The organism is Streptomyces sp. NPDC104307, from assembly GCF_055584045.1.
Genome location: NZ_JBVJMU010000006.1, coordinates 271,891 through 297,814, shown reverse-complemented (window position 1 = coordinate 297,814; position 25,924 = coordinate 271,891). Strand labels below are relative to the sequence as shown.

17 protein-coding genes and 4 CRISPR repeat arrays are annotated in these 25,924 nt (G+C 69.1%); of the genes, 8 read left to right on the top strand and 9 right to left on the bottom strand.

Features of this window, described 5'->3' with window-relative positions; translation table 11 throughout:
• Positions 1–9: 9 nt before the first annotated feature.
• The 5 genes from ACZ601_RS18690 to ACZ601_RS18670 all read right to left on the bottom strand — a co-directional run bounded on the left by ACZ601_RS18690 (position 10) and on the right by ACZ601_RS18670 (position 6,286).
• On the bottom strand, positions 10–1,284 hold the full coding sequence (locus ACZ601_RS18690; protein WP_469539123.1) for a cation:proton antiporter: 1,275 nt from the start codon (positions 1,282–1,284) through the stop codon (positions 10–12).
• 2 nt (positions 1,285–1,286) lie between these two features.
• Entirely contained in the window at positions 1,287–1,757 is a 471-nt protein-coding gene (locus ACZ601_RS18685) for a cation:proton antiporter regulatory subunit (protein WP_024492051.1), read from the bottom strand.
• A 293-nt stretch (positions 1,758–2,050) separates the two neighbouring features.
• Positions 2,051–3,359: direct repeats of the CRISPR family, unit length 29 nt; unit sequence CTGCTCCCCGCGCGTGCGGGGATGAACCC.
• Positions 3,360–3,437: 78 nt separating this feature from the next.
• A CRISPR array of direct repeats spans positions 3,438–4,016; the repeat unit is 29 nt; unit sequence CTGCTCCCCGCGCGTGCGGGGATGAACCC.
• Positions 4,017–4,488: 472 nt separating this feature from the next.
• Positions 4,489–4,725 carry a DUF7848 domain-containing protein gene (locus ACZ601_RS18680; protein WP_469539118.1) on the bottom strand — a complete coding sequence of 79 codons (237 nt, stop codon included), beginning with the start codon at positions 4,723–4,725 and terminating at the stop codon, positions 4,489–4,491.
• Entirely contained in the window at positions 4,722–4,907 is a 186-nt protein-coding gene (locus ACZ601_RS18675) for a hypothetical protein (RefSeq protein ID WP_401924623.1), read from the bottom strand. The genes ACZ601_RS18680 and ACZ601_RS18675 overlap by 4 nt, the downstream gene beginning before the upstream one ends.
• 128 nt (positions 4,908–5,035) lie before the next feature.
• Positions 5,036–6,286 carry a helix-turn-helix domain-containing protein gene (locus ACZ601_RS18670; protein ID WP_469539115.1) on the bottom strand — a complete coding sequence of 417 codons (1,251 nt, stop codon included), beginning with the start codon at positions 6,284–6,286 and terminating at the stop codon, positions 5,036–5,038.
• 1,251 nt (positions 6,287–7,537) lie between these two features.
• On the opposite strand from ACZ601_RS18670, the gene casA reads away from it, so the two are divergent.
• The 7 genes from casA to cas2e all read left to right on the top strand — a co-directional run bounded on the left by casA (position 7,538) and on the right by cas2e (position 16,943).
• Positions 7,538–12,154: a type I-E CRISPR-associated protein Cse1/CasA gene (gene casA, locus ACZ601_RS18665; protein ID WP_469539112.1), complete on the top strand. Its 4,617-nt coding sequence runs from the start codon at positions 7,538–7,540 to the stop codon at positions 12,152–12,154.
• Positions 12,151–12,807, top strand: a complete 657-nt coding sequence (casB, locus tag ACZ601_RS18660; RefSeq protein WP_469539110.1) for a type I-E CRISPR-associated protein Cse2/CasB — start codon at positions 12,151–12,153, stop codon at positions 12,805–12,807. The genes casA and casB overlap by 4 nt, the downstream gene beginning before the upstream one ends.
• Positions 12,808–12,890: 83 nt before the next feature.
• Positions 12,891–14,111 (top strand): type I-E CRISPR-associated protein Cas7/Cse4/CasC, encoded by a 1,221-nt coding sequence (cas7e, locus tag ACZ601_RS18655; protein WP_469539107.1) that lies wholly within the window; start codon positions 12,891–12,893, stop codon positions 14,109–14,111.
• Positions 14,112–14,864 (top strand): type I-E CRISPR-associated protein Cas5/CasD, encoded by a 753-nt coding sequence (gene cas5e / locus ACZ601_RS18650; RefSeq protein WP_469539104.1) that lies wholly within the window; start codon positions 14,112–14,114, stop codon positions 14,862–14,864.
• A 1-nt stretch (position 14,865) separates the two neighbouring features.
• Entirely contained in the window at positions 14,866–15,597 is a 732-nt protein-coding gene (gene cas6e / locus ACZ601_RS18645; RefSeq protein WP_469539101.1) for a type I-E CRISPR-associated protein Cas6/Cse3/CasE, read from the top strand.
• Between the two features lie 9 nt (positions 15,598–15,606).
• Positions 15,607–16,596: a type I-E CRISPR-associated endonuclease Cas1e gene (cas1e, locus tag ACZ601_RS18640; RefSeq protein WP_469539098.1), complete on the top strand. Its 990-nt coding sequence runs from the start codon at positions 15,607–15,609 to the stop codon at positions 16,594–16,596.
• A complete protein-coding gene (gene cas2e, locus ACZ601_RS18635) occupies positions 16,593–16,943 on the top strand; it encodes a type I-E CRISPR-associated endoribonuclease Cas2e (RefSeq protein ID WP_469539095.1) in 351 nt (116 codons plus the stop codon). Before cas1e ends, cas2e begins: the two co-directional genes overlap by 4 nt.
• A gap of 186 nt (positions 16,944–17,129) precedes the next feature.
• Positions 17,130–18,378: a CRISPR direct-repeat array (repeat unit 29 nt; unit sequence CTGCTCCCCGCGCGTGCGGGGATGAACCC).
• A gap of 80 nt (positions 18,379–18,458) precedes the next feature.
• Here cas2e and ACZ601_RS18630 read toward each other — a convergent pair.
• The 3 genes from ACZ601_RS18630 to ACZ601_RS18620 are packed head-to-tail and all read right to left on the bottom strand — an operon-like array spanning position 18,459 to position 20,736.
• On the bottom strand, positions 18,459–19,544 hold the full coding sequence (locus ACZ601_RS18630; RefSeq protein WP_469539092.1) for a methyltransferase domain-containing protein: 1,086 nt from the start codon (positions 19,542–19,544) through the stop codon (positions 18,459–18,461).
• On the bottom strand, positions 19,541–20,515 hold the full coding sequence (tgmB, locus tag ACZ601_RS18625; protein ID WP_469539091.1) for an ATP-grasp ribosomal peptide maturase: 975 nt from the start codon (positions 20,513–20,515) through the stop codon (positions 19,541–19,543). Before tgmB ends, ACZ601_RS18630 begins: the two co-directional genes overlap by 4 nt.
• The gene (locus ACZ601_RS18620; RefSeq protein ID WP_440574578.1) at positions 20,515–20,736 is read right to left on the bottom strand and encodes a hypothetical protein; all 222 of its coding nucleotides are present in this window, start codon (positions 20,734–20,736) and stop codon (positions 20,515–20,517) included. The genes tgmB and ACZ601_RS18620 overlap by 1 nt, the downstream gene beginning before the upstream one ends.
• A 552-nt stretch (positions 20,737–21,288) precedes the next feature.
• Between ACZ601_RS18620 and ACZ601_RS18615 the strand changes: the two genes are divergently transcribed.
• Positions 21,289–22,659, top strand: a complete 1,371-nt coding sequence (locus ACZ601_RS18615) for a hypothetical protein (protein ID WP_469539507.1) — start codon at positions 21,289–21,291, stop codon at positions 22,657–22,659.
• Between the two features lie 263 nt (positions 22,660–22,922).
• A CRISPR array of direct repeats spans positions 22,923–24,232; the repeat unit is 29 nt; unit sequence CTGCTCCCCGCGCGTGCGGGGATGAACCC.
• A gap of 178 nt (positions 24,233–24,410) precedes the next feature.
• On the opposite strand, the gene ACZ601_RS18610 is transcribed toward ACZ601_RS18615, so the two are convergent.
• Positions 24,411–25,850 carry a flotillin family protein gene (locus ACZ601_RS18610; protein WP_469539088.1) on the bottom strand — a complete coding sequence of 480 codons (1,440 nt, stop codon included), beginning with the start codon at positions 25,848–25,850 and terminating at the stop codon, positions 24,411–24,413.
• Positions 25,851–25,924: the final 74 nt, after the last annotated feature.

The window sequence follows — 25,924 nt, the reverse complement described above, 5'->3', positions numbered from 1 at the left end:
CCGCGCTGCTCAGTCGGTCTGGGCCAGCTCCTCCTGCGGAGCGGGCAAGCGCGCGCCCGGCACCGTCGCGGGGCTGCCGCTGCCGCTCTTACTGTCGACGGACGACGGGGCGGGCTTGTCCCCGCCGTTCCCCCGCCACTCCTGGATCTTCTCGACGATCGGCTGCGTCCAGCGGGCGGTGAGCGGGCCGACGATGACGAGGATCAGGACGTACGCGGTGGCGATGGGGCCGATGCGCGGCTCGGTCGCCACGGCCAGACCGGCGATGACGATGGAGAACTCGCCCCGTGCGACGAGCGTGCCGCCCGCCCGCCAGCGCCCGCGCGAACCGATGCCGGCCCGCCGTGCCGCGTACCAGCCGGTGGCGATCTTGGTGAAGACGGTGACGACGGCCAGCAGGGCGGCCGGGAGGAGCACCGGCGGGATCTCCGCGGGGTTGGTGGAGAGCCCGAAGAAGACGAAGAAGACGGCGGCGAAGAGATCCCGCAACGGGGTCAGCAGCTTGCGCGCCCCCTCCGCGACCTCGCCGGAGAGCGCGATGCCGACGAGGAACGCCCCGACGGCCGCGGACACCTGCAACTGCTGGGCGACCCCGGCGACCAGCACGGTCAGCCCGAGCACGACGAGCAGCAGCAGCTCGGGATTGTCGGAGGACACGGCCCGGCTGATCAGCCGCCCGTGCCGCAGCGCGAGGTAGAGCACGAAGCCGACGGTGCCGAGCGCGACGAGCAGCGCGATGCTGCCCCCGGCGAAGCCCACACCCGCGAGCATCGCGGTGAGCAGCGGCAGATAGACGGCCATCGACAGGTCCTCGATGACGAGCACCCCGAGGATGACGGGCGTCTCCCGGTTGCCGAGCCGCCCCAGATCCGCGAGGACCTTGGCGATCACCCCGGACGACGAGATCCAGGTGACCCCGGCCAGCGCCACCGCCCCCACGGGCCCCCAGCCGAGCAGCAGCGCTGCGACGGCACCGGGGGTGGCATTGAGCACGAAGTCCACGGCCCCGGAGGGATACTGCGTCTTCAGACTGGTGACGAGTTCGCTGGCGCTGTACTCCAGCCCCAGCAGGAGCAGCAGCAGGATGACGCCGATCTCGGCGCCGACGGCGGTGAACTCCTCGCTCGCGCCGAGCGGCAGCAGCCCGCCCTCACCGAAGGCGAGTCCGGCCAGCAGATAGAGGGGAATCGAGGAGAGGCCTATTCGGCCGGCGAACCGGCCGATGATGCCGAGCCCCAGAATGACGGAGCCGAACTCCACCAGCAGTGCGGTCGTGTCGTGCACGGTCAGCCCTCCGCAATAATCTCGGAGAGCGTGTCCACGCCCTCGCGCGTACCCACGACGACAAGCGTGTCCCCGATGGCCAGCCGGAAGTCCGGCCCCGGCGACGGATGCGCACTGTGCGTACGCAACACCGCCACGATCGACGCCCCGGTCCGCGTCCGCGCCCGGGTGTCCCCGAGCAACCGCCCGCCGTACGGCGACCGCGTCCCGAGCGGTATGTGCTCGGTGACCAGATCGATCCCCTCGGTCCGCACGGCGTCGATCGGCGCGGCATCGATGAGATGCGCGAGCCCGGTGGCCTCCTGTGGAGTCAGGGGTACGGAGAGCCGGCACGAATCAGGATCGTCCTGGTCGTAGAACCCGATGAACCGCCGCCCGTCGTGATGCACGACGACGGAGATGTGCTGCCCCGTCTCGGTGGTGTAGTCGTACTGCACTCCGACTCCGGGCAGCGTGGTGCGGTGGGTTCCCATGACTTCCTCCCGAGGAGCGCGACGCTTACGAAACGCACTTGGTGATCTCTTTAGTCCCGCATTACCCTAACCGGACCCTTCGGGGGTCACCTCGGGTCAGCGTTCCGCCCGCGAGGGGGCGGCTTGCTCGGGTGGGCCTTGCGCTCCGGGGGGCGGGGAAGCGCGGCTTGCGGGGTTCGGGCGGTGAACGTTGGGGCCCGGGTCAGCGCTGGGTGATTTCCCCAGGTATGCCGGACTTCACGAAGCTGCTTCGAAATGGCAGGATGCGCCCAGAGAACCCGAGGTCAGGCAGTCTGCTCCCCGCGCGTGCGGGGATGAACCCCGGGTGGCCCGGTTCGCCCGGAGCATCTTCCGCTGCTCCCCGCGCGTGCGGGGATGAACCCCAGTCGACGCGGCCTTCCGCCTCGGGCAGCGACTGCTCCCCGCGCGTGCGGGGATGAACCCTCGCGGATCTTGCGAGCGGACCAGGGCAGCCACTGCTCCCCGCGCGTGCGGGGATGAACCCGACTCCGCAGGAACGTCCGCAAGGGCGGCGGCCTGCTCCCCGCGCGTGCGGGGATGAACCCGAAGGAGGCAAGAAATGACCGATCTCACGAAGCTGCTCCCCGCGCGTGCGGGGATGAACCCGCGACCTCCAGGTCTCCCAGCGGACCGCCGAGCTGCTCCCCGCGCGTGCGGGGATGAACCGAACCATTCATCTGCCCTGATGAGGCGTAGTGTCTGCTCCCCGCGCGTGCGGGGATGAACCCCACGTGTGCCGCAGACCAGTCTTCGGTCTGCGCTGCTCCCCGCGCGTGCGGGGATGAACCCTTTCCTCTACGTCTCCACCCCTCCGAGCGACTCTGCTCCCCGCGCGTGCGGGGATGAACCCTTTCCTCTACGTCTCCACCCCTCCGAGCGACTCTGCTCCCCGCGCGTGCGGGGATGAACCCGTCTCGGCCTGCGGCTGCGCACCACCGACCAGCTGCTCCCCGCGCGTGCGGGGATGAACCCGCCTTGTTCTGGGCGGTCACCGACCTGATCAGCTGCTCCCCGCGCGTGCGGGGATGAACCCATGGCCGCTTCGTTGAGGTAGCCGGTGGCCCACTGCTCCCCGCGCGTGCGGGGATGAACCCCCGGCGAGGCTCTCATCGAGCGCCTCCACCTGCTGCTCCCCGCGCGTACGGGGATGAACCCCGGTGGTCGTCCAGCCAGACGTCGCCCCGGTCCTGCTCCCCGCGCGTGCGGGGATGAACCCGTGGAAGACCCACCCGAACCTCACCCTGGCCACTGCTCCCCGCGCGTGCGGGGATGAACCCCATGCCGAGCCGGCCGGTGAGCCCATCACCGCCTGCTCCCCGCGCGTGCGGGGATGAACCCGAGGACAACCCGTACGGCACCGGCAAGCACATCTGCTCCCCGCGCGTGCGGGGATGAACCTCCAAGATCACCGAGGCGGACGTCAGCGACGAGCTGCTCCCCGCGCGTGCGGGGATGAACCCCACCGGATCGAGGCGGAGGGCTGGCTCAAGCTCTGCTCCCCGCGCGTGCGGGGATGAACCCGGACGAGAATCCCGTCGCGCGGGAAGCCCGCCTGCTCCCCGCGCGTGCGGGGATGAACCCTGCCTCCGTGGTGGGAGAAGCCCGCCGCGGCCCTGCTACCCGCGCGTGCGGAAAGGCGGTCGCCCAGCCCGCTGTCCCGCTGCTCCCCGCGCGTGCGGGGATGAACCCGGTACTCCCGCCGCGCGGACCGGTATCGGCGACTGCTCCCCGCGCGTGCGGGGATGAACCCAAGGCCGGGCTGGACAACGCCACTTACCGCACCTGCTTCCCGCGCGTGCGGGGATGAACCCGGTACGGCCGGCACGCTGAGGGCGAAGGACCGCTGCTCCCCGCGCGTGCGGGGATGAACCCATCGAGGAGCTGGCTGACGACACCGCCTCCGACTGCTCCCCGCGCGTGCGGGGATGAACCCATGCCCTGCAGTTCGTCCAGGAGTCGGGCGGCCTGCTCCCCGTGCGTGCGGGGATGAACCCTGTAGTGGCTGGCGATCTCGAAGTACCAGTTCCTGCTCCCTGCGAGTGCGGGGATGAACCCGGCACCAGGTCCAGGACGCTGTCGACTGGAGGCTGCTCCCCGCGCGTGCGGGGATGAACCCTCCGGCCGGGACTGCCCGCGTTGCGAGGACCGCTGCTCCCCGCGCATGCGGGGATGAACCCGGGAGCGGAGCCGACTTCAACCGGGACGTGGACTGCTCCCCGCGCATGTGGGGATGAACCCTCGCTTTTCGTCCCGTGCGGCGCTCTCCGCGACTGCTCCCCGTCGCATGCGGGGATGAACCCTCTGTGCTCGCATGGGTCGAACAGCGGCGCGGCTGCTCCCCGCGCATGTGGGGATGAACCCCATCCCTGGGGGGACCATGCGCATCCGTACCGCTGCTCCCCGCGCGTGCGGGGATGAACCCTACGCCGACCACGGATACAACAACGAGACATCCTGCTCCCCGTACGTGCGGGGAGGAACCCTTGCCGACCTCGTGCCGGAGTAGGCCCGCCGCACCTGGGCCGCTGCCGGCTTTGGGTACGGGCGGGAGATCAGCGGGCCGGTTGCTGCGGGTACGAGGCAGGGTGCGTCCGCGACCTGGTGCACAGCACCCTGTGGACGTTGACCGTGACCCCAGCGCCTGAGGCCGCGTCGATATAGATCTGCTCGGCCTCGTCCGGCCGCATCAGCTGATCGCAGCGGTCACAGATCACCGGGCCTCCTTAGGGGTGGCGACGAGGCGGCAGCGCGCGACCTCTTCGTACTCGGTGTGCCCCATCCGCCCGGCGTGCTTCAGCGCCCAGGTGTCAGGGGTGATGTGTGAGCGGCTCGGCTCGGACTCCTCGCCGCAGCCCGGGGTGAGGCAGCGGATCAGGATGACGGTCTGCGGTGCCTCACCCCGGGGAGCGCCGATCGTCCACTCCACGAACCGCATCACCAGGCTCATGTGCTCGCCCGCGTGGCCTGGGCCGCGCAGGTCGCGGTGTCCGCGCATGCCCGGGGGAACCAGCTGTACGCGGCTCCGTCGGCCGGGTGCGTGCGCTGCTCGCCCAGGTCGACGTCCAGCCCGGACACGAGGGGGTGGTCGCACCAGATGCAGCGCCAACCACGGGCCTGCTGCTCGGTCAAGGTGCTGACTGGTGGTAGTGCTCTCACGATCACGGCATCCTCGGCTCGTCGGCGGTCGGTATCCCGACGGTACGAGCGGGCAGCGCAGGCGAGGGGCAGGATTCCTGCCCCTCGCTCACGGGTTCGAACTACGCCGCGAGTAGTCCGATTTGCTCGGCCAGGGCCGCGGCACGCTGGCGGCGAGCTGGCACTCGGGACTCCGTCTCCTCCAGCACGATCCGGCGGGCGTATCCGTTGTAGCGGATCGTCTCCGGGGCTGCTCGGTGGGCGCGCTCCAGCGTGGCCAGGGCCGTCTCAGGCTGCCCGTCCAGCTGATACGCGCGGGCCTCCTCGATGCGGTGTCGGGCCAGGCGCGGCCGTGACGGGATCGCTGTGCTGTCCGCGTCGATGGCCTGCCGCACTGACTCCCCGCCAGCCCGCAGCTCCACGGCCACGGTCACGGCGTGGGCGCCCATGATGGCGGTGGAGAATGACGTAACCGGGTGGTAGTAGCCAGGTGAAAGCCGGGCCGCGGTGGCGTTCGCCTTGTCCCACCACCGCCACGCCTCGCCCTTCGCCCCCCGCCGAGCCGCCGTGTACCCCGCCTCGAACTGGAGGGCGCCTGCGATGGCGATCGTGCGGTCGTCGGCGTCTGGGAGGAACCGCTGTATGAACTTTAGGGCCTCCATCGTCATGGCGTCGGCCGCGTCGAAGTGCGCGGGCCCACTGTCGCGGTGTGCCTGCGCGGCCAGCCATGCTGCAACACCGATCGCGTGCGGGTCCTCGGACTCCTGCGCCGCGACCATGCCACGCTCGGCTACCCGCCACAGCAGGGCACTGTCCGGCTGGTAGGCCACGAAGAACTGGCTGAGGCTGTACACCTCGGACAGGATGGCCTGCCCCACCCGCCGCTCAGCCGCCGTGTCTGCCTGCCGCACTGTTAACTGCGCGTCCCGGATCAGCCCCGGTAGTAGCTCGCCCAGCACCTCGCGGTGGTTCGGCGCGCGGTGCCGTGCCTGCCACGCCTTCGCCAGTCGAGCCGCTACGTGTTCGGCCGGCGGCGCCTGCCGGTCCGCGCTCAGCGACAAGGCATTCACCGCCGCCCGCACCTCCGGCAGCCGTGAGTGCCCCGGCCCGATGAACAGATCGACGGAGGTGGACTGATCGCCGGTCAGGTCCGAAAGGTCGCGGACGCGCAGCAACTCGGCGATGCGCAGGATCACGGGAAGCTTGGGCATACCGATCTGTCCCGTCTCGACTTGCTTCACCCACGACTGCGACATCCCCAGCAGCCCCGCCACGACCGGCCGCGACATGCCCCGCTTCGTACGGAGGATCTGCATGCGTTGACCGAATGCGATCGGATCGGCGTACGGGTCCGGGGTAGCATCATCTGGCATGGCCTTGCCCCTCTCTGAACAGCTCGTCACTGTCAGGGTATGGGGCAAGGCCCTTTCTGTGTGGCCCCTCACGTGATCCGGAACGCAGCCAGACGCCCCCACGACAGAAGGCTGGACAGGGGCCTGCACCACGTCCAGCTGGCCATCCCGCCTGGCAGACCTGCCCGCTGGTCCTGTTAGCCCGTCACGCCTATCTGCTCTGTTTTTTCCCGCCGCACCGGTCGCACCTCAGACGCCCTTCTCGCCGCGTAGCACCGACGAGCCGGGGGCCGCACCTCGGCCCGTGCGGTCAAATGCTCCACCGCGCCACCCGGATCGGGTGCGCCCTCCTTGAGTCGAGGCAACCCTTCGGAAGCCTGGCAGGTGGCATTCGCGCACTCCGTTGGTTCAGTCAGTTTGATGTGCGGCTGCCTCGTAGCGAGCGACCCAAAATGATCAGCACGACGATGACTACCACCACGCGAATCCCTGGGTCGACTGGGGACATGGAGCCGGCGCCAGCTCCAATGACTGTCAGTAAGAGCTGTCGGATGAACGGCTGGTCGAACTCAGTCTGTGCGGCTGCAGGTCCATGTGCTGCGGTCATGACTCATTCCGTTCTGCAGAGTGGTTCGGCATGGAGGGCGGATGGGCGAGGGTCCTCGTCAGTACCGGCGCAAGCGCCTGCCCAACTCCCTTGTGTTCTCGCTTGCTTCGGACCCTACACACGCAGGACCCGACGCGAGGCGATTTCGATACATCCTCGTTGAAAGATCCTCATCGATCATTGCGAGTCAATACAGTTGATGCTGGTGCAGGCTGAGCGCGGCGAGCTTGCTGGGGCCTGGCATCCGTACACGGTTTCCCCCGCGCACGGGGGAAACCGTGTACGGATCGTCGGTGTCGTCCAGCCCCGGTGATTCACCCCCGCGTGCGCGGGGAGCAAGCGTTGGATGACGCGCATCGGGAGTCCATACAGGGAACATCCCCACAATGTGTGGGGAACTGGGGGACGAAGCCCACCTGCGCCCGCGGCGCAACTCGCCAGGGTTGGCGAGCCCAACGAAGTCCAGCCTATGTTGTGATGGAAGCAGCCCCAAGTTGCCGAATCGAGCGCCCAGCCCGATCATCGCCCTCCCCCTCTCTGAGGCGGAAGCTGCCGACTTCTCAAGTCCCCGGAAGCAGTCCCGCCCACTACCGCAAACCCGTCCTCTACGATGCGGATTCAGAAGACCGGACACATTCCAACGCCGAGCTGTATTCAATGTCGCTATGTCCCACGCAAGCCGAATACATCCACTTCGCGGATCGGCGCTGACCCGGCCCACTCGCACCGTGTGGGCCAAGCACGACCGTCCCACCGAAGGCTGGTTGCCCCTCTGGCAGCACATGTCCGACAGCGCTGCCGTCGCCGGCCTCCTCTGGGACGAGTGGGTTCCCCGCCTGATCCGGCAGCAGATTGTTGACGCGGTCCCGCACCCGGACGACGCCCGCCGCCTCGTCGTCTGGCTCGCTGGTACGCACGACATCGGCAAGGCGACGCCCGCCTTCGCCTGCCAGGTCGATGGGCTCGCCGACGGCATGCGCAGGGCCGGGCTGGACATGCCGCACCAGAAGCAGTGGGGGGACGACCGGCGTATGGCGCCGCACGGGCTGGCCGGGCAGTTCCTGATGCAGGAATGGCTCGTGGAGCGGCACGGGTGGACGGTGCGCGCGGCCGGGCAGTTCGCGGTGGTAGCCGGCGGGCACCACGGGGTGCCGCCCGGGTACGCGCAGATCCACGATCTCGACAGGCACCCCGAGCTGCTGCGTACGCCGGGAGCGAGCGAGGCGCTTTGGCGCAGCGTGCAGGACGAGTTGCTTGATGTCTGCGCGGAGGCCTACGGCGTACGCGAACGACTCGACGCCTGGCGCTCGGTGAAGCTGCCGCAGACCGTGCAGGTGCTGCTGACAGCCCTCGTCATCGTCTCCGACTGGATCGCGAGCAATCCCGACCTCTTTCCGTACTTTCCCGAGGACGTGCCCCGTACCCCGGACGAACGGATTGCGGCCGCCTGGCGCGGACTTGACCTGCCTGGCCCGTGGGAGCCCGCAGAGCCGGAGGGGACACCGGCCGAGTTGTACGCATCGCGGTTCGACCTGCCGGCCGGGGCCGAGATCCGGCCGGTGCAGGAAGCCGCCGTACGGCTCGCGCGTGCCCTTCCCGAGCCGGGGCTGATGGTGATCGAGGCACCGATGGGGGAGGGCAAGACCGAGGCGGCCCTCGCCGCGGTGGAGATATTCGCGGCCCGCAGCGGGGCCGGCGGGTGCTTCGTCGCCCTGCCGACCCGGGCGACGGGCAACGCCATGTTCCCGCGCCTCCTGAAGTGGCTGGACCACCTGCCGGGCGCCGAGCGCCACTCGGTCTTCCTTGCGCATGCCAAGGCCGCGCTGAACGACGCGTACGTGGGGCTGATGCGTGCAGGCGGAGGAGGTGGCGTCCGGGCCGTCGATGTGGACGGACCCACCGGCACCCGCCGGGCATCGCGGGACAGCAGGCCGGGTTCGGCCGAGCTCATAGCCCACCAGTGGCTACGAGGCCGCAAGAAGGGAATGCTCTCGTCGTTCGCGGTCGGGACGATCGACCAACTCCTGTTCGCCGGGCTCAAGAGCCGCCACCTGGCGCTGCGCCATCTCGCACTGGCGGGCAAGGTCGTCGTGATTGATGAAGCTCACGCTTCCGACGCCTACATGAACGTCTATCTGGAGCGGGTGCTGTCCTGGCTGGGCAGTTACCGGGTGCCCGTCGTCGTACTGTCCGCGACCCTGCCCGCCGCCACACGTCGGGATCTGATCCGGGCATACAGGGGTGACACCTCTCCGGAGGGACCCTCCGACAACGCCACCGCCGCGCAGGGATATCCGGTGCTGACGGCCGTCGCGCCGGGCAGCGCACCACTGACCGAGTGCCCGCCGGCGGCTGCCGACCGGAGTACGGACGTCGTACTCGAACCGCTCGACGACGATGTGTCCGTGCTCGGCGACACATTGGCCGACGCGCTGTCCGGCGGTGGCTGCGCACTCGTCGTACGGAACACCGTCGACCGGGTGGTGGAGACGGCGGAACGGCTGCGCTCCCGCTTCGACGGCACGGCGGACGTCACCGTCGCACACTCCCGCTTCATGGACCTGGACCGGGCCGCGCTGGACGCGAGGCTCCTGAGACTCTTCGGACCGAACGGCGATCGTCCGAGCGGGCCGAAACCGCACATCGTCGTGGCGAGCCAGGTCGCGGAGCAGTCCCTTGACGTCGATTTCGATCTCCTGGTCACCGACCTCTGTCCCGTGGACCTCATGCTCCAGCGGATGGGGCGCCTGCACCGGCACCAGCGGGGGCCCGGCCAGAACCAACGGCCGCCGGCCCTGCGCCGGGCCCGGTGCCTGGTCACGGGTGTGGACTGGAACGGCACACCGCCCGAACCGGTACGGGGTTCGGAACGGGTGTACGGACGGCACACCCTGCTGCGGTCCCTCGCCGTGCTCCGCCCGTACCTGCACGCGCCGGGCAGCACGCTGCACCTTCCGCAGGACATCCTCCAGCTCGTCCAGACGGCATACGGGGAACAGCCGATCGGCCCGGCGAGCTGGGCGGAAGCGATGGCCGCCGCCGATCTGGAGCACCGGACCCGCCGTGCGGAGCAGCAGACCGAGGCGGAGGTCTACCGGCTGGACCGGGTTCGCAAGCCGGGGCGGCCGGTGATCGGCTGGATCGACGCGGGTGTGGGCGACGCCGACGACTCCCGGGCCGGCCGGGCGCAGGTCAGGGACAGTGAGGAGAGCCTTGAGGTAATGGTCGTCCAGCGGCAGCCGGACGGTTCGCTGACCACGGTTCCCTGGCTCGACCGGGGGCGCGGAGGGCTGGCGCTGCCCACCGACGCGGTTCCGCCGGCGAGGGCGGCAAGAGCCCTCGCCGAGAGCTCGATGCGGCTGCCGTTCCACTTTTCGAAGCCATGGGTCCTGGACCGGGCCATCGACGAGCTGGAGGAGTTGCTGATTCCGGCCTGGCAGGCGAAGGAGTGCCCGTGGCTGGCTGGGGAGCTGATTCTGGAGCTCGACGAGCACTGTCAGACCCAACTGGCAGGCTATGAAATCGAGTACAGCAGTACTGACGGACTCAGGGTCGGGCGCCCCGGCGCCCTTGACGTAAGGCTGGTGGAACACGTGCCGTCGTTCGATCTGGTGTCACGCCCGTGGCTGCCGGTCCAGCGGCTCGACGGCACGACTGCCGAGCTGTCCTTGCTGGATGTCTTCGCCCAGGCAAGCAGTTTGCGGAGGCTGGTGGGTGACGTACCGACGCAGGAATTCGCGCTGCTCAGACTGCTGTTGGCGATCCTGCACGACGCCGTGGACGGGCCGGAGGACGTCGACGACTGGGCGGAGCTATGGGAGAGCGAGGACGCTTTCGAGGCTGTACCGGCCTACCTGGAGCGGCATCGTGCCCGCTTCGACCTTCTCCATCCGCACCAGCCCTTCTTCCAGGTCGCCGGGTTGCACACGGAGAAGGACGAAGTCTTCTCCCTCAACCGCATCGTGGCCGATGTGCCCAACGGCGACCCCTTCTTCAGCATGCGTATGCCCGAGGCGGAGCGCCTCGGATTCGCTGAGGCCGCCAGATGGCTGGTCCACACCCATGCCTTCGACACGTCGGGCATCAAGTCCGGTATGGCGGGCGACGACCGGGTCAAGGGCGGAAAGGTCTACCCGCAGGGAGTCGGCTGGGCGGGCAACCTGGGCGGGGTGATGGCGGAGGGGGTGAACCTGCGTGAATCGCTGCTTCTCAACCTCGTAGCCCCTGACCACTCCACCTTGCGTTTCAGGGACGACGACACTCCGGCCTGGTGCCGCGAACCCTGCGGACCGGGCGCGGAGTCGCCGCTGAACCTCGCCTCCCGGCCCTCCGGCCCCCGGGATCTCTACACGTGGCAGACGCGAAGGGTGCGCCTGCACCACGACGACACCGGTGTGTACGGCGTCGTACTCGGCTACGGGGACCCCCTCGTGCCGAGGAACAAGCAGCTGCTGGAGCCCATGACGGGCTGGCGGCACAGCGAGGCGCAGGAGAAGAAGCACGGACTGCCGCGCGTCTACATGCCCCGCGAGCACAACCCCGCCCGAAGTGCCTGGCGCGGGCTGGCCGGCCTTCTCCAGAACGTGCCGGGGAAGGGCGGAGCGCAGAGCGGGGAGCCGGCGGCACTTCTCCGGCCTGGCCTGCTGGCCTGGATGGCACAACTGGTCTACGAACAGGCCTTGCCGAGAGGCTTTCTCTTCAGGACGCGCATCGTCGGGGCGCGATACGGAACGCAGCAGTCGGTGATCGACGAGTTGATCGAGGACGGCGTCACCATGCCCGTCGTCCTTCTGCACGCCCAGGACAAGCGGTACGCCGATGCGGCCGTCGACGCGGTGGGTGACGCGGAGCTCGCGGTGAGAGCCCTGGGCGACCTCGCGGCCGACCTGGCCCGAGCGGCCGGATCCGACCACGACGCGCACCGGGCTGCCGCAAGCGAACGCGGATACGGCGAGCTGGACGGCCCCTACAGGCTCTGGCTGAGGCGGCTCGGGGAGAGCGACGACCCGGCGCGCGAGCGTGAGGCGTGGCAGATGCGGGCGGGCCGGATCATCAGGGATCTGGGCGACGATCTGCTGGATTCCGCGACCGCCGCCGCGTGGGAGGGTCGAGTGCTGGACCTGGGCAAGGGCCCTCAGTGGTTCGACGACACGAGCGCCGACAAGTGGTTCCGGATCCGGTTGGGCAAGGCACTTCCCAGGGCCCTTCCGATCCCCGCGCCGCGCGGCGCCACATCGCAAGGTCCGGTCGGCGAAGAGGATTTGGTGGAGGAGAAGGCGTGACCGCAGACCAGCGAGGGAGCGACGCGTCGACCGGCGCCCCCGCCCCCGTACAGACCGAACCCCTGTCCGCCGCGGCCCTGATCAACGAGACGGTGCACGCCCATGTCTCGCGCCTGCAGTGGGGATACCGAGAGGATCGCTCAGAGGCCGTCGCCGCCGTGGCGCGCATCAGGCGGGGCGCCGGGAAGCCGGCCGGTGAGATCCCCGATCTCTGGGGCCTCATCGGGGCCGAAGCACTGTACGTACGAGGGTGGAGCGAGGAGGACGCGGAGCGCGCCGAGAGCGCGGTTCACATGGCCGTCACCCTGTGGGCACTGCATCAACAGGGGCACCACGCGGCAGACATGCACATCAAGGACGGTCCCGGCCTCGGCAAGGCCGTCCGCCGGCTGATGCCGGACGCCACCATCGACGAGCCCATCCGCAAGCGGTTCGTACGTGCCGGCACTGCGACATCCATCGACGCACTTGCCACCCGGCTGCGTGAACTCGTACTCCTGCTACGCCGCGACGACATCGGGATGGACTACGGGAAGCTCGCCTCGCAGCTGTACGCCTGGCAGTGGCCGGGAGGCCGGGCCGAGGTGCATCGCGCATGGGGCCGAAGCTTCCACTCGTACGGGCCGGTCAAGCCCGAGGAAGACGCCCCGTAACGCGCTCCAGGAACCCGCATCATCGCCCCTGCCTGCCGGGTGATCCACCGCCGGATCGTCCGCACGACCGACAAGGACCCTTCGTGAGCCGCACCATTTTCGACGTGCACATCCTCCAGACCGTGCCGCCCAGCAACCTGAACCGGGATGACACCGGATCGCCGAAATCCGCGGTGTACGGGGGAGTCCGGCGATCCCGCGTCTCCAGCCAGGCATGGAAGCGGGCCACCCGGACGGCGTTCAGGAACCTCCTCGACCCCAGCGAACTGGGTGTGCGCACCCGGAAGGTGGCCGAGGCGCTGGCCGAGCGGATCATCGCCCAGGACGAGACACTGAGCGACCAGAGGGAGAAGGTGCTCGCCTTCGCCGCGGAAACGGTCGTCGCGGCGACCGGCACCAAGGTCGAGGCTCCCAAGCGCAAGGCGAGTGCGGCCAAGGGAGCGGCCGGGGACGGAGAGGAGGCTTCGGAGCCGGCACCGGAGTCGTCCTATCTGCTGTTCTTGAGCGCCCGTCAGATCAACGCCCTCGCGGGCCTCGCGGCCGAAGGGCTGCGGTCGGGTGAGCCGGCCAAGGAGTTCTTCAAGAACAAGGAGAGGAAGGCCAGGGCCAAGGCTCTCGCCAACAGCAGCCATTCCGTTGACATCGCGCTCTTCGGGCGCATGGTCGCGGACACCACCGACATCAATGTGGACGCGGCCGCCCAGGTTGCTCACGCGATCGGGGTGCATGCGGTGGAGACCGAGTCCGACTACTTCACCGCTGTGGATGACAGGAATGCCTCCGACGAGTCCGGTGCGGGAATGATCGGCACAGTGGACTTCAACTCCAGCACCCTCTACCGCTATGCCGCGGTGGATGTGGACCGGCTGTACGACAACCTCGGGGCGGGTTCGAACGAGGGGAGCCCCACGACCGACCCGGTACGGAGGGCCGTCGAAGCGTTCCTGGAGGGCTTCATCACCTCCCTCCCCACCGGCAAGATCAACACGTTCGGTAACCACACTCTCCCCGACGCCGTCGTGGTGAAGCTGCGGACGTCCCGCCCGATCAGCTTCGCCGGGGCCTTCGAGGCGCCTGTGGTCGCGAAGGGCATGGGAGGCCATGTCGAGGAAGCATGCGCGGCGCTCGCCTCGTACGTGCCCGGTGTCGAGGCGGCGTACGGAGCCGAGAAGGACACGAGCACGTGGGTCGTGCGGGTCGGATCAGCCACGGACGCGCTGGCGGGCCTGGGGACAGAGGTCACCCTGGCCCAGCTCGTCGAGTCGGTGGGTGCGGCTGTAGGCGACCGGCTGGGCGGCGTCTGAATGAGCGTCCTGACCCTCCGGCTCGCCGGTCCGCTCCAGGCCTGGGGCTCTTCGGCCCGTTTCGCGCGCCGCACCACGGATTCGGCGCCCACGAAGAGCGGAGTGGTCGGCCTTCTGGCGGCGGCGCTCGGACGCGCCAGAGACGGTGACCTCTCCGACCTGGCCGCGTTGCGCTTCGGCGTACGCATCGACCAGCCGGGCACCCGCATCCGGGACTTCCAGACCGCGCACCACGACGACACGGGCAAGTCCATGCCGGTGTCCGAACGCTTCTACCTCGCGGACGCCGTGTTCGTCGCTGGGCTGGAGGGCGACGAGGACCTGCTCGTGCACCTGCTCGCAGCCGTACGCAATCCCGTCTTCCTGCCCTTCCTCGGCCGGAGGTCATGCCCGCCGAGCCGCAACATCGATCTCGGGCTGCATCCCGGAGCGGAGCTCGCCGCGACGCTGGCCGCCCACGAGTGGCAGGCGTCCGACTGGTACTGCCGACGACGGCGCAAGGACGAGTCCGTCGACCTCACCATGCTCCTGGAAACCGGGCCCGATGGTGACGGTGCGGAGGGGCCGGGCGATGCGGTACGGGATCAGCCGATCAGCTTCGACCCACGTCACCGGCGGTACGGGCTGCGAGGAGTGGTCGCGCGAACGGTGACGGTTCCCAACCCCCGTGCCGACCGGAGGAACGAGCGGTCGGCCCCCGCCCCGCATAATCCGGTGGGCCACCTCACTCCGCTGAACAGGGACGGTGCCTGACATGTACCTCACGCGCTTTCGCTTCAATGCGGCGAGGACCGGTGCCCGGCGGCTGCTGACGTCACCACAGATGCTGCACGCGGCGGTGATGTCCTCCTTCCCCGAGGCACCCCCCACACCCGACGGAGGACCACGGGTGCTCTGGCGGATCGACTACAACTCGCCGGCCGAGGTGCTGCTGTACGTAACCAGCCCGGCCAGGCCGGATCTGACACATCTGGTGGAGCAGGCGGGCTGGCCGACGGCGGAGCCCCAGGGCTGGTCGACGTACGACTACGCCACCTTCCTGACCGGGCTGTCCGCCGACAGCGTCTGGGCGTTCCGGCTCACGGCCAACCCGGTGCACAGCATCCGTCGCAAAGAGGGCGAGCCGACGAAACGCACCGCGCACCGGACGCCCCGATACCAGATCGAGTGGCTGCTCAAGCAGCAGGACCGCGGCGGCTTCGCCATCGTGGAGAAGGCGCCGGAGGCCCGTCGGCTGGAGCGGGGGGACGAGTACGAGCTGGCGGTGGGCGGGGCCCGCGGGCTGTCATTCCACAAGAACGGCTCCTCCGCCGGCAAGGGGGGTTCCGCGACGGCGGGCCGGAACGCCGTACAAATCGCCGCCGTGACCTACCAGGGCCGGCTACGGGTGACCGATCCCGAGGTGTTCCGCCTGAGGCTGGCGTCCGGACTGGGCAAGGCGAAGGCCTACGGCTGCGGGCTGATGACCCTTGCTCCCGTGGTGTGAGGGCGGACCATGACCTCTCCATCTCTGGGAGCTCGCAGGCTCTCGTCACCGCGTGAACTGAGCAGGGTGGGGGACCGGCTGTCCTTCGTCTACCTGGAGCGGTGCGTCGTGCACCGCGACGCGCACGCCATCACCGCCGAGGACGCGGAGGGCACAAGGCACATTCCGTCCGCGACCATCGGAACACTCCTCCTCGGCCCCGGAACCCGCATCACCCATCAGGCCATGAGCGTCCTCGGCGAATGCGGAGCAGGCGTGGTCTGGGTCGGTGAACACGGAGTCCGCTTCTACGCGGGCGGGCGTGCCCTCACCCGCTCCTCCGCCCTGGTGCAGGCTCAAGCCACAGCGTGGGCGAACCAACGCCGGCGCCTGGCGGTCGCCCGCGACATGTACCGGCTGCGCTTCCCGGACGAGGACCCGGCCCGCCTGACCCGTCACGAACTGCTCGGGCACGAGGGGAAGCGTGTCAAAGCCTGCTACCGCGAGGAGTCCGCCCGCACCGGCGTCCCCTGGCACGGCCGTCACTACACGCCGGGCGACTTCGCATCCGGCGACGCGCCCAACCAGGCGATCACCGCGGCGGCCCAGTGCATGTACGGAATCGCTCACGCCGTCGTAGCCGCTCTCGGATGCGCTCCGGGCCTCGGGTTCGTCCACTCCGGCCATGAGCTGTCCTTCGTGCTGGACATTGCCGACCTCTACAAGACAGAAATCGGCATCCCGGTCGCGTTCGACGCCGCGGCCGAGGGCCCTGAAGACATCGGCCCCCGAACCCGACGCGCCTTGCGGGACGCCGCGAACCGTACGGGCCTGATGGACCGCGTGGTCACCGACATCAAGCAACTCCTCGGGGCCGGCGGCGGTTCTGGAACCGGCGCTGATGCCGATGCCGAGTCCGATGCGGGCGACGAAGAATCACGAGATCAGGTGATGCTGCAGTCGGACGGTGGAACGGAGCTCAGTGCCGGACGTAACTACGATGGGGGCGTCATCTGGTGACGGTCATTGTCCTCACCAACTGTCCGATGGCCCTGCGCGGTTTCCTCACGCGCTGGCTCCTGGAGATCTCCCCCGGCGTCTTCATCGGCGGCCCCTCCACACGCGTGCGGCAGGCGCTGTGGGCGGAGGTCAGGCAGTATTCGGGCCAAGGCCGCGCCCTCCTTGCGTACAGCGACAACAGCGAGCAGGGGTACGCCTTCGAGACTCACGACCACAAGTGGCACCCGGTGGACCACGAGGGCCTCACGTTGATCCTCCGCCCGAAGGACAGACCGTCCCCCGCTCAATCACCACCCACCAAGGGCTGGAGCAAGGCCGCGAAGCGGCGGCGGTTCGGGGGGCGTTGAGAGCGATGAGACGTCTACTTCGCGGAGGCTGCTTGAACCCGGCTCGATCGCAGTCAGCCCTCGCTGCCTGCGCCTGTCAATGACCGAAGCGGTGGCGGCCGCCGGAGGAGGAGAGGTGAAATGTCCGAGTCGCTGAAGCTGCTCGAATTTGGCCAGCCAGCCGGATAAACCTGCAGGTCACGGAGTCTGCTCCCCGCGCGTGCGGGGATGAACCCTTCCTGCACCCGTCCGAGGAACTGGCGGCGGCCTGCTCCCCGCGCGTGCGGGGATGAACCCGCGCGAGGAACTTATCGAGGTGCCCGGTATCGCTGCTCCCCGCGCGTGCGGGGATGAACCCCCGACCAGAGCCATGCTCCAGCACGCCGATACCTGCTCCCCGCGCGTGCGGGGATGAACCCTGACGATGGTCCCTGCCCGGCCGGACCTCGACCTGCTCCCCGCGCGTGCGGGGATGAACCCGAGCAGCACCGCATCTCTGAGCAGATGCGGCACTGCTCCCCGCGCGTGCGGGGATGAACCCGCGGTGTGGACCGCCTTCGGGCCGACCAACGCCTGCTCCCCGCGCGTGCAGGGATGAACCCGGCGTGAGCACAGTGCAGCTCGTCGGGGCCGGCTGCTCCCCGCGCGTGCGGGGATGAACCCAGCCCGTGCCGTGGGCACTCCTGGCGGCCGACCTGCTCCCCGCGCGTGCGGGGATGAACCCGTGCTGCTGTCGCAGTACGGCATCGTCGTCATCTGCTCCCCGCGCGTGCGGGGATGAACCCCCGCGGTGATCCGCCAAGTGCAGGGCGACGTCCTGCTCCCCGCGCGTGCGGGGATGAACCCGAAGCCGTCGGGGCCGTCAACGTCAACGTCCACTGCTCCCCGCGCGTGCGGGGATGAACCCACCGGCGGCCCCATTCGAACATCACGGGGCACCTGCTCCCCGCGCGTGCGGGGATGAACCCGAGCCCTGCCGCCGCCCAGGGCTTCCTGCTGACTGCTCCCCGCGCGTGCGGGGATGAACCCCTCCGCACGGTGCGCGCGCTCGGCCTTGCTGGCTGCTCCCCGCGCGTGCGGGGATGAACCCGGCTTGTCAGAGAGGTGCAGTCGGGCCGCTCACTGCTCCCCGCGCGTGCGGGGATGAACCCCTACCCAAGCGCTCCCGCGAGGGCAACCACATCTGCTCCCCGCGCGTGCGGGGATGAACCCGCTTCAACGCCTACGTCGTCTCGCTGTACTCCCTGCTCCCCGCGCGTGCGGGGATGAACCCGGGGACCGTGCGGGCTTCGATGTCGTCGATGTCTGCTCCCCGCGCGTGCGGGGATGAACCCAAGGACGGCAACCCCGACCTGACCGCCCGCAGCTGCTCCCCGCGCGTGCGGGGATGAACCCGGTAAAAAGGGCGCGGTCGTCGCTGCCGGCGCCTGCTCCCCGCGCGTGCGGGGGCGAACCCGAGCAAGGGAGGCCTCCGCTTGAAAGGGGTCTTCCCATGAGGCGGAGGCCTCCGGCGCCCAGACGTGGGCGCCGGAGGCCTCACCCGGGAGGCAGGGGCCAGGAAGGACCTTCCGGGGTCCGGTACCAGGCGTGCTGGCGCTCCGGTGTGATCGTGAGGCCGAAGTCCTCTCGGGCCGGGGTTTCCTCGGGGAAGGTCGCGGCCAGTTCCTCCACCGTGTGCCACAGCCGTTGGGGGCCGAGCTGGCGGGCCTTGCCCGATGCGTGGACCGTGGCGGTGGAGCCGTCCCCGGTCCACAGGCCGATGCCGGTGACTTCGCCCGTCTCGTTCCGCCAAGTGCACGAGTTGTATCCGGGGAGTGCCAAGGAGAGCGGGAACCTGAGCCGGTCGAGTACGTCCGTTGCGGGGACTGTGGTGGGCCTGCCGGTCCGGGTCTCCAGCGTGGCGAAGTCGGGGGCCTTCGTAAGGGCGCGGCGTGGCATGAAGAACGCGGGCACGGGCAGGAACCGTCCCGTTGCCTCGCCGTCGCCCGAGACGACGGCTCTCGCGATCCCGAACCCGATCGGGGCCACGATGACGGCCCCCTTCCGGGCCTGGCTCAGCAGAGCGGGTGGGATGTGGTGCAGGCCGGCCGTGGAGATGATGCGGTCGTACGGCGCCCGGTCGGGGTATCCCTGTTCGCCGTCCCCGGCGAACACGAGGGGGTTGTACTGGCCCCTTGCCAGGCGGCTGCGGGCGAGGCGGACGAGATCGGGGTCGACGTCCACGCTGACGACGTTCTCGCTTCCGAGGCGGGACGATGCCAGGGCCGCGTTGTATCCAGTGCCGAGGCCCAGTTCGTAGAGCCGGTGACCGGGCTTCGCGTCGAGGGCGTCGAGCATGGCCAGCATGAGCCGGGGTTCGCTGGATGACGAGGTGGGGATGCCGTGGTCATCGAGCTGAGTCGTCAGCGCGGCGTCCGAGTACACGGACTCCAGGTAGCCCGGATCGCCGGCGGAGACCCTTGCCCACTGGTTCTGCGCGTCCTGTCGGTAGAAGCTCGGCACATAGTGTTCCCGTGGGACGTCGGCGAATGCCGCCAGCCACTCGCTCTGGCGTTCCGCCCCGAGCATGGCGGTGAACTCGGCGCGGAGCCTGGCCGATGCGGTGGTGGTGGGTTCGGTCATGTCGTTGGTCCCTGGAGGTAGTCGGCGTGCGCGGCGGCGATGGGGAGACCGGTGCGGTTCTCGACCCATGACCAGGTGCCGGCCGGGTTGTTCTCGAAGAACACCCACTCGTCGTCGGGCGTGACGGCGAAGTCGAAGGAGCCGAACACGATCCCGTACGAGTCCATGAAGCGCCGAACGGCATTCGCGACGTCGTCGGGCACCGTGGTTGTTCCGTACTCAAGGTTCTCGTAATCGGTGCGCCAGTCGGTGCGCGCCTTCTCCGAAGTGGCGACGATAGTTCCGGCGAACAGGTTGCCGTCCACGGCGACCAGGCGTACTTCGTACTTCTTGGGGATGTCTTCCTGGAAGTAGTGGGCGGTCAGCCGGATGCTGTCGTCGAAGGTGGTCGGGTCGGTCCGGTGGGTGGCCACCATGAGCTGCCGGGTCGCGCCTGTGTTCAGGCGTCCGCCGAGGACTGGCTTGCAGATGAGAGGGCCGTTCACGGTCTTTGCGAATGAGCGGGCTTCGTCCGGATCGTTCGTGATGACGCTGCGTGGGATACGAAGGCCGGCGCGGGTGGCGGCGACGAGTTGTTGCGGCTTGTGTGCGGCGACGCGGTCGAGATGGGGATTGTTGATCCAGCGGACGGGCAGTGCTGACAGCAGATTGAGGATGGCCGCATCCGCTTGGTTCTGGGCCCAGCTCGCGTACGGCTCGGTGACCGTGTCGGAGATTAGGGGACGTCCGGGCCGTCGGTAGTAGACGGCGCCGACTTCCTCAAGCCGCACCGACCGGTGCTCGTCAGCCAGTACGCCCTCCCATCCCGCATCCGTCGGCCTGTGGCGGGCGGTCAGGGTGAGATGTTGGGGGAAGTCGGCTGCGTCGAATCGCATGACGGCTACGTCGCGCCGATTCAGCTGGTCCACCACCATGTCGGCCGAGGCGTCCAACTGTTCCGCCACGACGAGTACCGGCCGGGCGGCGCCCATCAGGAGGCGGGTGCGAAGTAGGGATCGGTCACGTCATCGCCCTTGCCGTCCTGGTTGGTGTCGGTGGTCGATGCCGCGTGGTCGGCGGTGTGCCAGGCCGAGCCATCCGCCTGGACGTTGAGCTGGCGGTCCTCGTCCCAGGTGACTCCGACGATGGACGTGGTGACCAGGCAGGGCGGCTCGGCCGCACGAGCAGCGAACGGAATGGTGGTGGTTGCCATGATTTCTCCGTAGTGATGATGGGGGGATGGGCAGGGGCCGACGCGCGATTTGAGTGGAACTACGGGGTGGTCCGGTGGACCGGCGCGCGCGGACACCTCGAAGGCGTTCCGGAGACGCGTGGTCGCCAGGGCTGTGTTGCGGAGGGCGTGCACACCGCTGATACGGCTGTCTCTTCATCGGGGCGCCGACTGAGGTCGAGCAGGAGCAGGGCATCGGCAGGTCCGAACAGGCCGCGCATGTCTGCGTGGGAGCCGTATTCCGACTGCTCTCCTGTCAGGAGGGCGAGGTGTGTTCTGGCCTGTTGGTCGTTCGCGTTGGTGTCCTTCCGGGCTGTGGTGGCCAGCGGCAGCGTGTGGGCAAGGCATCGTGAATGGACGCCACGGGGACCGGCAGCCTGCCACCGTCGATCTCAGTGGCTGGAGCGCCGTGTTCGTTCTTCACGGTGGTCACCATGTATCTCCCTCCGGGGCGTTTGACGGCGGTGCGTGAAGAGCTAACCGCGCAGAGTGGCGGTGCGGGTACCTTGGAGGGGAGGGCAAAGCATGAATCCCATGAATGCGGCGGGAGTTGATGTGGCGACAGCGTCCGAGAAGCAGCGCAATGGCGGACTCAAAGGCCTCCTTGGCCAGGCGCAATGGTCCGAGACGCAACTTGCTCAGGCCGTGAACCGACTGGGCACAGAGGCCGGGATGCGGCTCACGTACAGCCAGTCCACGGTGGCGCACTGGATCAGGGGCACCCAGCCGGCCGAGCGGGTCAGGCCACTGATCATCGAGGCATTCGAGCGGAAGCTCGGGCGACCCGTTCCGTACGACGAAGCCGGACTGAATCGGTTGAAGCCGGAAGATGGTAATGCACCGGGTGATCGGGTGGATTCCCTGCTGAGACTCGGGAAGGCGGACATGGACCCGTCGCGACGTCGAGTTCTTGCCGCCGGTCTCTACTCGGCGGTGCTCTCCGTACCGTTGTTCGCCGAGGTTGCCCATGCTGACGACGCAGAGCGGATCACGAAGCCCACCGGCCGGATCGGCCGAGGCGAGGTCGAGACTGTTCGCAGAATGACGGAGAGAATCGCGGACATCCTTGACGAACTGGGTGGTGGCCATGCGAGGCCCATGGCGGCGGCATTCCTCGTTAATACGGTGGCTCCGTATCTCAAGGCCGGTGGTACCGCTAAGGTGCATGACGAAATGCTGTCCGCGGCGTCCGATCTCACGTATTTGACCGGGTGGATGGCCATGTATGAGCGCGCTCATGGGCTCGGTCAGAAGTACTACCTTGAGGCGCTCAAGCTTGCAGGGGAGTCCCGTGACCAGGTCACGTACTGCCGGACGCTTCGGGGTATGAGCTTGCAAGCGACAAATCTGCGCCATGGGCGTAAAGCTCTGCAGCTGGCTGATTCTGCGGCCGAGGCGGCTCCGCAGGCCGGCCCCAGGCTGGTTGCGTTCCTTCGGGGGCAGCAGGCTCATGCGTCGGCAATGGTGGGGGACAAGCGCGGTGCCGTCATACGTCTCCGGGAAACTGAGTCGGCGCTGTCGAAGGCGGACTCTCGGCGCGAGTCGATCGGCGGATATGACCAGGCTGCCTACCTGTTTCATGTGTCTCACGTTCACTATGAGAATCGGGAATTGGGAGATTCCATCAAGGCCATGAAGCAGTCGATCAAGGCCATGCCGCTTCAGGAGAGGCAGGGGCGTCTGCACGCGAATGCCGTGCTGGCCCAGCGACAGTTCGAGTTCGGTCATATCGAGGAATCATGTGCCTCGTGGGAGATTTTCCTCAATGACTACACGGTGCTTTCTACGGCCCGTGGCGATGAGCATTTTGAGAAGATGCGAAAGAGCCTTGCCAGGCACCGGGAGTCCCGGGCGGTTCGGGGGATGAGTGATCGGATTCGTCTGGTAGCCGCGATGAAGGCCTGAATTGCGGTTCGAAGCGCCGGTTCTCCCTTGCCTCGGGTGGGGCCCTCGCGTGGGAGAGGGGCCGTTCCTTCGCTAATTGGACTGACGGAGGGGGAAGGGCTTGGTCGGTGGGTCGGACTCTCTCACTGGGTGGAGGTGAGCGAGTCGGGCTTCAAGGGCCACGCCAGTGGTGTCGCGAGGGTTGCGAGAGGGGTGAAATGTCCGAGTTGCTGAAGCTGCTCGAATCTAGCCAGTCCGTCGGATAAACCCGCAGGTCGCGGAGTCTGCTCCCCGCGCGTGCGGGGATGAACCCCGCTCCCGGCGACTGAACTTCGTCACCGTCTCCTGCTCCCCGCGCGTGCGGGGATGAACCACATGGACGTCAAGGCCAAGCGCGAGAAGGACGCTGCTCCCCGCGCGTGCGGGGATGAACCCGTGCCGCGCTGCGCCTGCCGCTGGTCGCCACCCTGCTCCCCGCGCGTGCGGGGATGAACCCCCCATCATGACCGCATCCCTGCGTCAGGCGGCCTGCTCCCCGCGCGTGCGGGGATGAACCCCGGACCGTCACACGGACCGTCACACACACACCCTGCTCCCCGCGCGTGCGGGGATGAACCCGACGGCGCTCCTGTCGCTCTCCCTGTCCGGCTCTGCTCCCCGCGCGTGCGGGGATGAACCCGCAGCCCGCAGCTTTTCGACGAGCGTGTCGTACTGCTCCCCGCGCGTGCGGGGATGAACCCAGCACCGGACGCCCCCTCCTACCGCCAAGCAACTGCTCCCCGCGCGTGCGGGGATGAACCCTCCTCGCCCTCCTCGATCGGGTTCAGGCCCATCTGCTCCCCGCGCGTGCGGGGATGAACCCGCCTTCTTCGGGGACTCGCCCTTGGCGAGCAGCTGCTCCCCGCGCGTGCGGGGATGAACCCAGCCTGTTGCTCGGTGACGGTGCCGACTGGAACTGCTCCCCGCGCGTGCGGGGATGAACCCATCGAGACCGCGTTGCAGGCCCTGGTAAACGGCTGCTCCCCGCGCGTGCGGGGATGAACCCTGGCGTTGCTGGTAGCGCAGTTGTGGTTGCGCCTGCTCCCCGCGCGTGCGGGGATGAACCTACAAGGGCCATCCCCGCGTGCGCGGGGACCATCTGCTCCCCGCGCGTGCGGGAATGAACCCTGAGACAGGATGTTGCTGCCGGCCTTGGACCACTGCTCCCCGCGCGTGCGGGGATGAACCCCCGGCCCGGACCCTGCGCCGGATCGAGACGAACTGCTCCCCGCGCGGGCGGGGATGAACCCGACGTGGTGGCCACCTTCAACCACAACCTGGACTGCTCCCCGCGCGGGCGGGGATGAGCCCATGTAGAGCTGGGTCTGGCGGACTGCGGAAGGCTGCTCCCCTCAGCTGCGGGGGTGAACCCGAGGCCGGGCAGCGACAGTGCGCCATCGAGCGCTGCTCCCCGCGCGGGCGGGGATGAACCCACGTGGGCAAACGTCCCGAAGCCCTTGCGGATCTGCTCCCCGTGCATGCGGGGATGAACCCGGCCCCATCGAGACCCCGGACATGGGCTGGACCTGCTCCCCGCGTGTGCGGGGATGAACCGGGAGCGTCAACCTACTCACGTGAGTAGGTTGGCGCTCCCCGCCCACGCACGCAGTGCCGTTCCGCGCCGCGCCCCGTACGGGCAGAGCCCCCGACCGCCCCCAGACGCGCGCGTGCCCGGACGGTGGGGGAATCGGAACCGTCCGGGCACGCGCGGGTGTTGCTGTCGTGGGCGGAGGTCAGTCCGTGACCTCGATCTTGCCGTTCTTCGGGGTGGACGGTTCCGGCTGGGCCGGGACGTCGGGCTTCGGGGTGGCGCCCTTGAGGTTCTTCAGGAGGGCGGCGAGGTCGACGCCCGTCGTGGAGCTGAGGAGTTCCATGCCCTGGGCGACGTTGTCCGTGACGGTGCGCGAGAGCTGGCTCGCGCCGTCCGTCGAGATCACGGTCATCTTGTCGATGGCGCTCAGCGGCTCGGACGCCTTGGCGACGACCTGCGGGAGGACCTCGACGAGCATCTGGAGCACGGCCGCGTCGCCGTACTGGGCGAAGGCGTCCGCCTTCTTCTGCATGGCCTCCGCCTCGGCCGAACCCCTCGCGGCGATGGCGGCACCCTGGGCCTCGCCCTCGATGCGTACGGCGTCGGCGAGGGCGGAGCGGTGGAGCTTCTCGCCCTCACCGGTCAGGCGGGAGCGCTCGGCGTCCGCTTCGGCCTCCTTGACCTGGGCGATGCGGCGGGCCTCCGCCTCCTGCTCGGCCTGGTAGCGGGCGGCGTCGGCGGGCTTGCGGACCTTGGTGTCGAGCTCGCGGTCGGTCAGGGCGGCCTGGCGCTCGGCGACCTTCTCCTGCTCCTGGAGGATCTCCTGGCGGCGGGCGGCCTCCGCGAGGGGACCGGCGGCGTTGGCCTTCGCGGCGGCGGCCTCCGTCTCGACCTTGATCTCGGCCTGCTTGAGGTAGTACGTCCGCTCGGCGATGGCGATTTCCTCGGCGGCCTTCAGCCGGGCCTGCTCGGAGGCGCGGCGGGCGATCGCCTCCGCGATGTCCGCCTCCTGCTTGGCGCGGGCGGCCTCGGGGCGGCCGAGGTCCTCCAGGTAGGAGCCCTCCGTGGTGATGTCCTGGATCTGGAAGGCGTCCAGGATCAGGCCCTGCCCGGAGAGGCTGGCCTCGGCCTCCTCCGCCACCTGTCCGGCGAACGCGGCCCGGTCGCGGATGATGTCCTCGACCGACATCCGGCCGACGATGGCGCGCAGCGCGCCGGAGAGCACTTCCTGGGTGAAGCCGACGATGCCGTTCTGCTGCTGCAGGAAGCGCTGGGCGGCGGCCCGGATGGCGTCCTCGCTGCCGCCGACCTTGACGATCGCGACGCCCTCCAGGTTGGACTTCACACCGCGCAGCGTGACGGCCCCGCGCACAGCGATCGGGATGTGCCGGCTGGAGAGGTCCAGGGTGAACTTCTGCTGGACGAACGGGACGACGAAGACGCCGCCGCCGACGACGACCTTCTGGCCGCTGTTGTCGATGCTGGCCCGACCGGTCACCGGGTCGACGGACTTCTTGCCGCGGCGGCCGGTGATGATGAACGCCTCACTGGGCCCGGCGACCTTGTAACGGGTGATGACCACGAGGGCCAGCAGGACGAGGAGTACGACGACTCCGACGATGGCGATCAGTACTGGACTCATAGGGTGTCCCCCTCTGCCTCCCGAGGGGGACGGCAGTTCTGTTGCGAGCGGTGATGGGCCGGCCGGCTTGCCGG

Coding starts and splice junctions, on each gene's coding strand:
- ACZ601_RS18685 (WP_024492051.1), bottom strand. CDS start 1,757: ATGGGAACCCACCGCACCACGCTGCCCGGAGTCGGAGTGCAGTACGAC.
- ACZ601_RS18680 (WP_469539118.1), bottom strand. CDS start 4,725: ATGAGCCTGGTGATGCGGTTCGTGGAGTGGACGATCGGCGCTCCCCGG.
- ACZ601_RS18670 (WP_469539115.1), bottom strand. CDS start 6,286: ATGCCAGATGATGCTACCCCGGACCCGTACGCCGATCCGATCGCATTC.
- casA (WP_469539112.1), top strand. CDS start 7,538: ATGTCCCACGCAAGCCGAATACATCCACTTCGCGGATCGGCGCTGACC.
- cas5e (WP_469539104.1), top strand. CDS start 14,112: ATGAGCGTCCTGACCCTCCGGCTCGCCGGTCCGCTCCAGGCCTGGGGC.
- cas6e (WP_469539101.1), top strand. CDS start 14,866: ATGTACCTCACGCGCTTTCGCTTCAATGCGGCGAGGACCGGTGCCCGG.
- cas1e (WP_469539098.1), top strand. CDS start 15,607: ATGACCTCTCCATCTCTGGGAGCTCGCAGGCTCTCGTCACCGCGTGAA.
- ACZ601_RS18630 (WP_469539092.1), bottom strand. CDS start 19,544: ATGACCGAACCCACCACCACCGCATCGGCCAGGCTCCGCGCCGAGTTC.
- tgmB (WP_469539091.1), bottom strand. CDS start 20,515: ATGGGCGCCGCCCGGCCGGTACTCGTCGTGGCGGAACAGTTGGACGCC.
- ACZ601_RS18620 (WP_440574578.1), bottom strand. CDS start 20,736: ATGGCAACCACCACCATTCCGTTCGCTGCTCGTGCGGCCGAGCCGCCC.
- ACZ601_RS18615 (WP_469539507.1), top strand. CDS start 21,289: ATGAATGCGGCGGGAGTTGATGTGGCGACAGCGTCCGAGAAGCAGCGC.
- ACZ601_RS18610 (WP_469539088.1), bottom strand. CDS start 25,850: ATGAGTCCAGTACTGATCGCCATCGTCGGAGTCGTCGTACTCCTCGTC.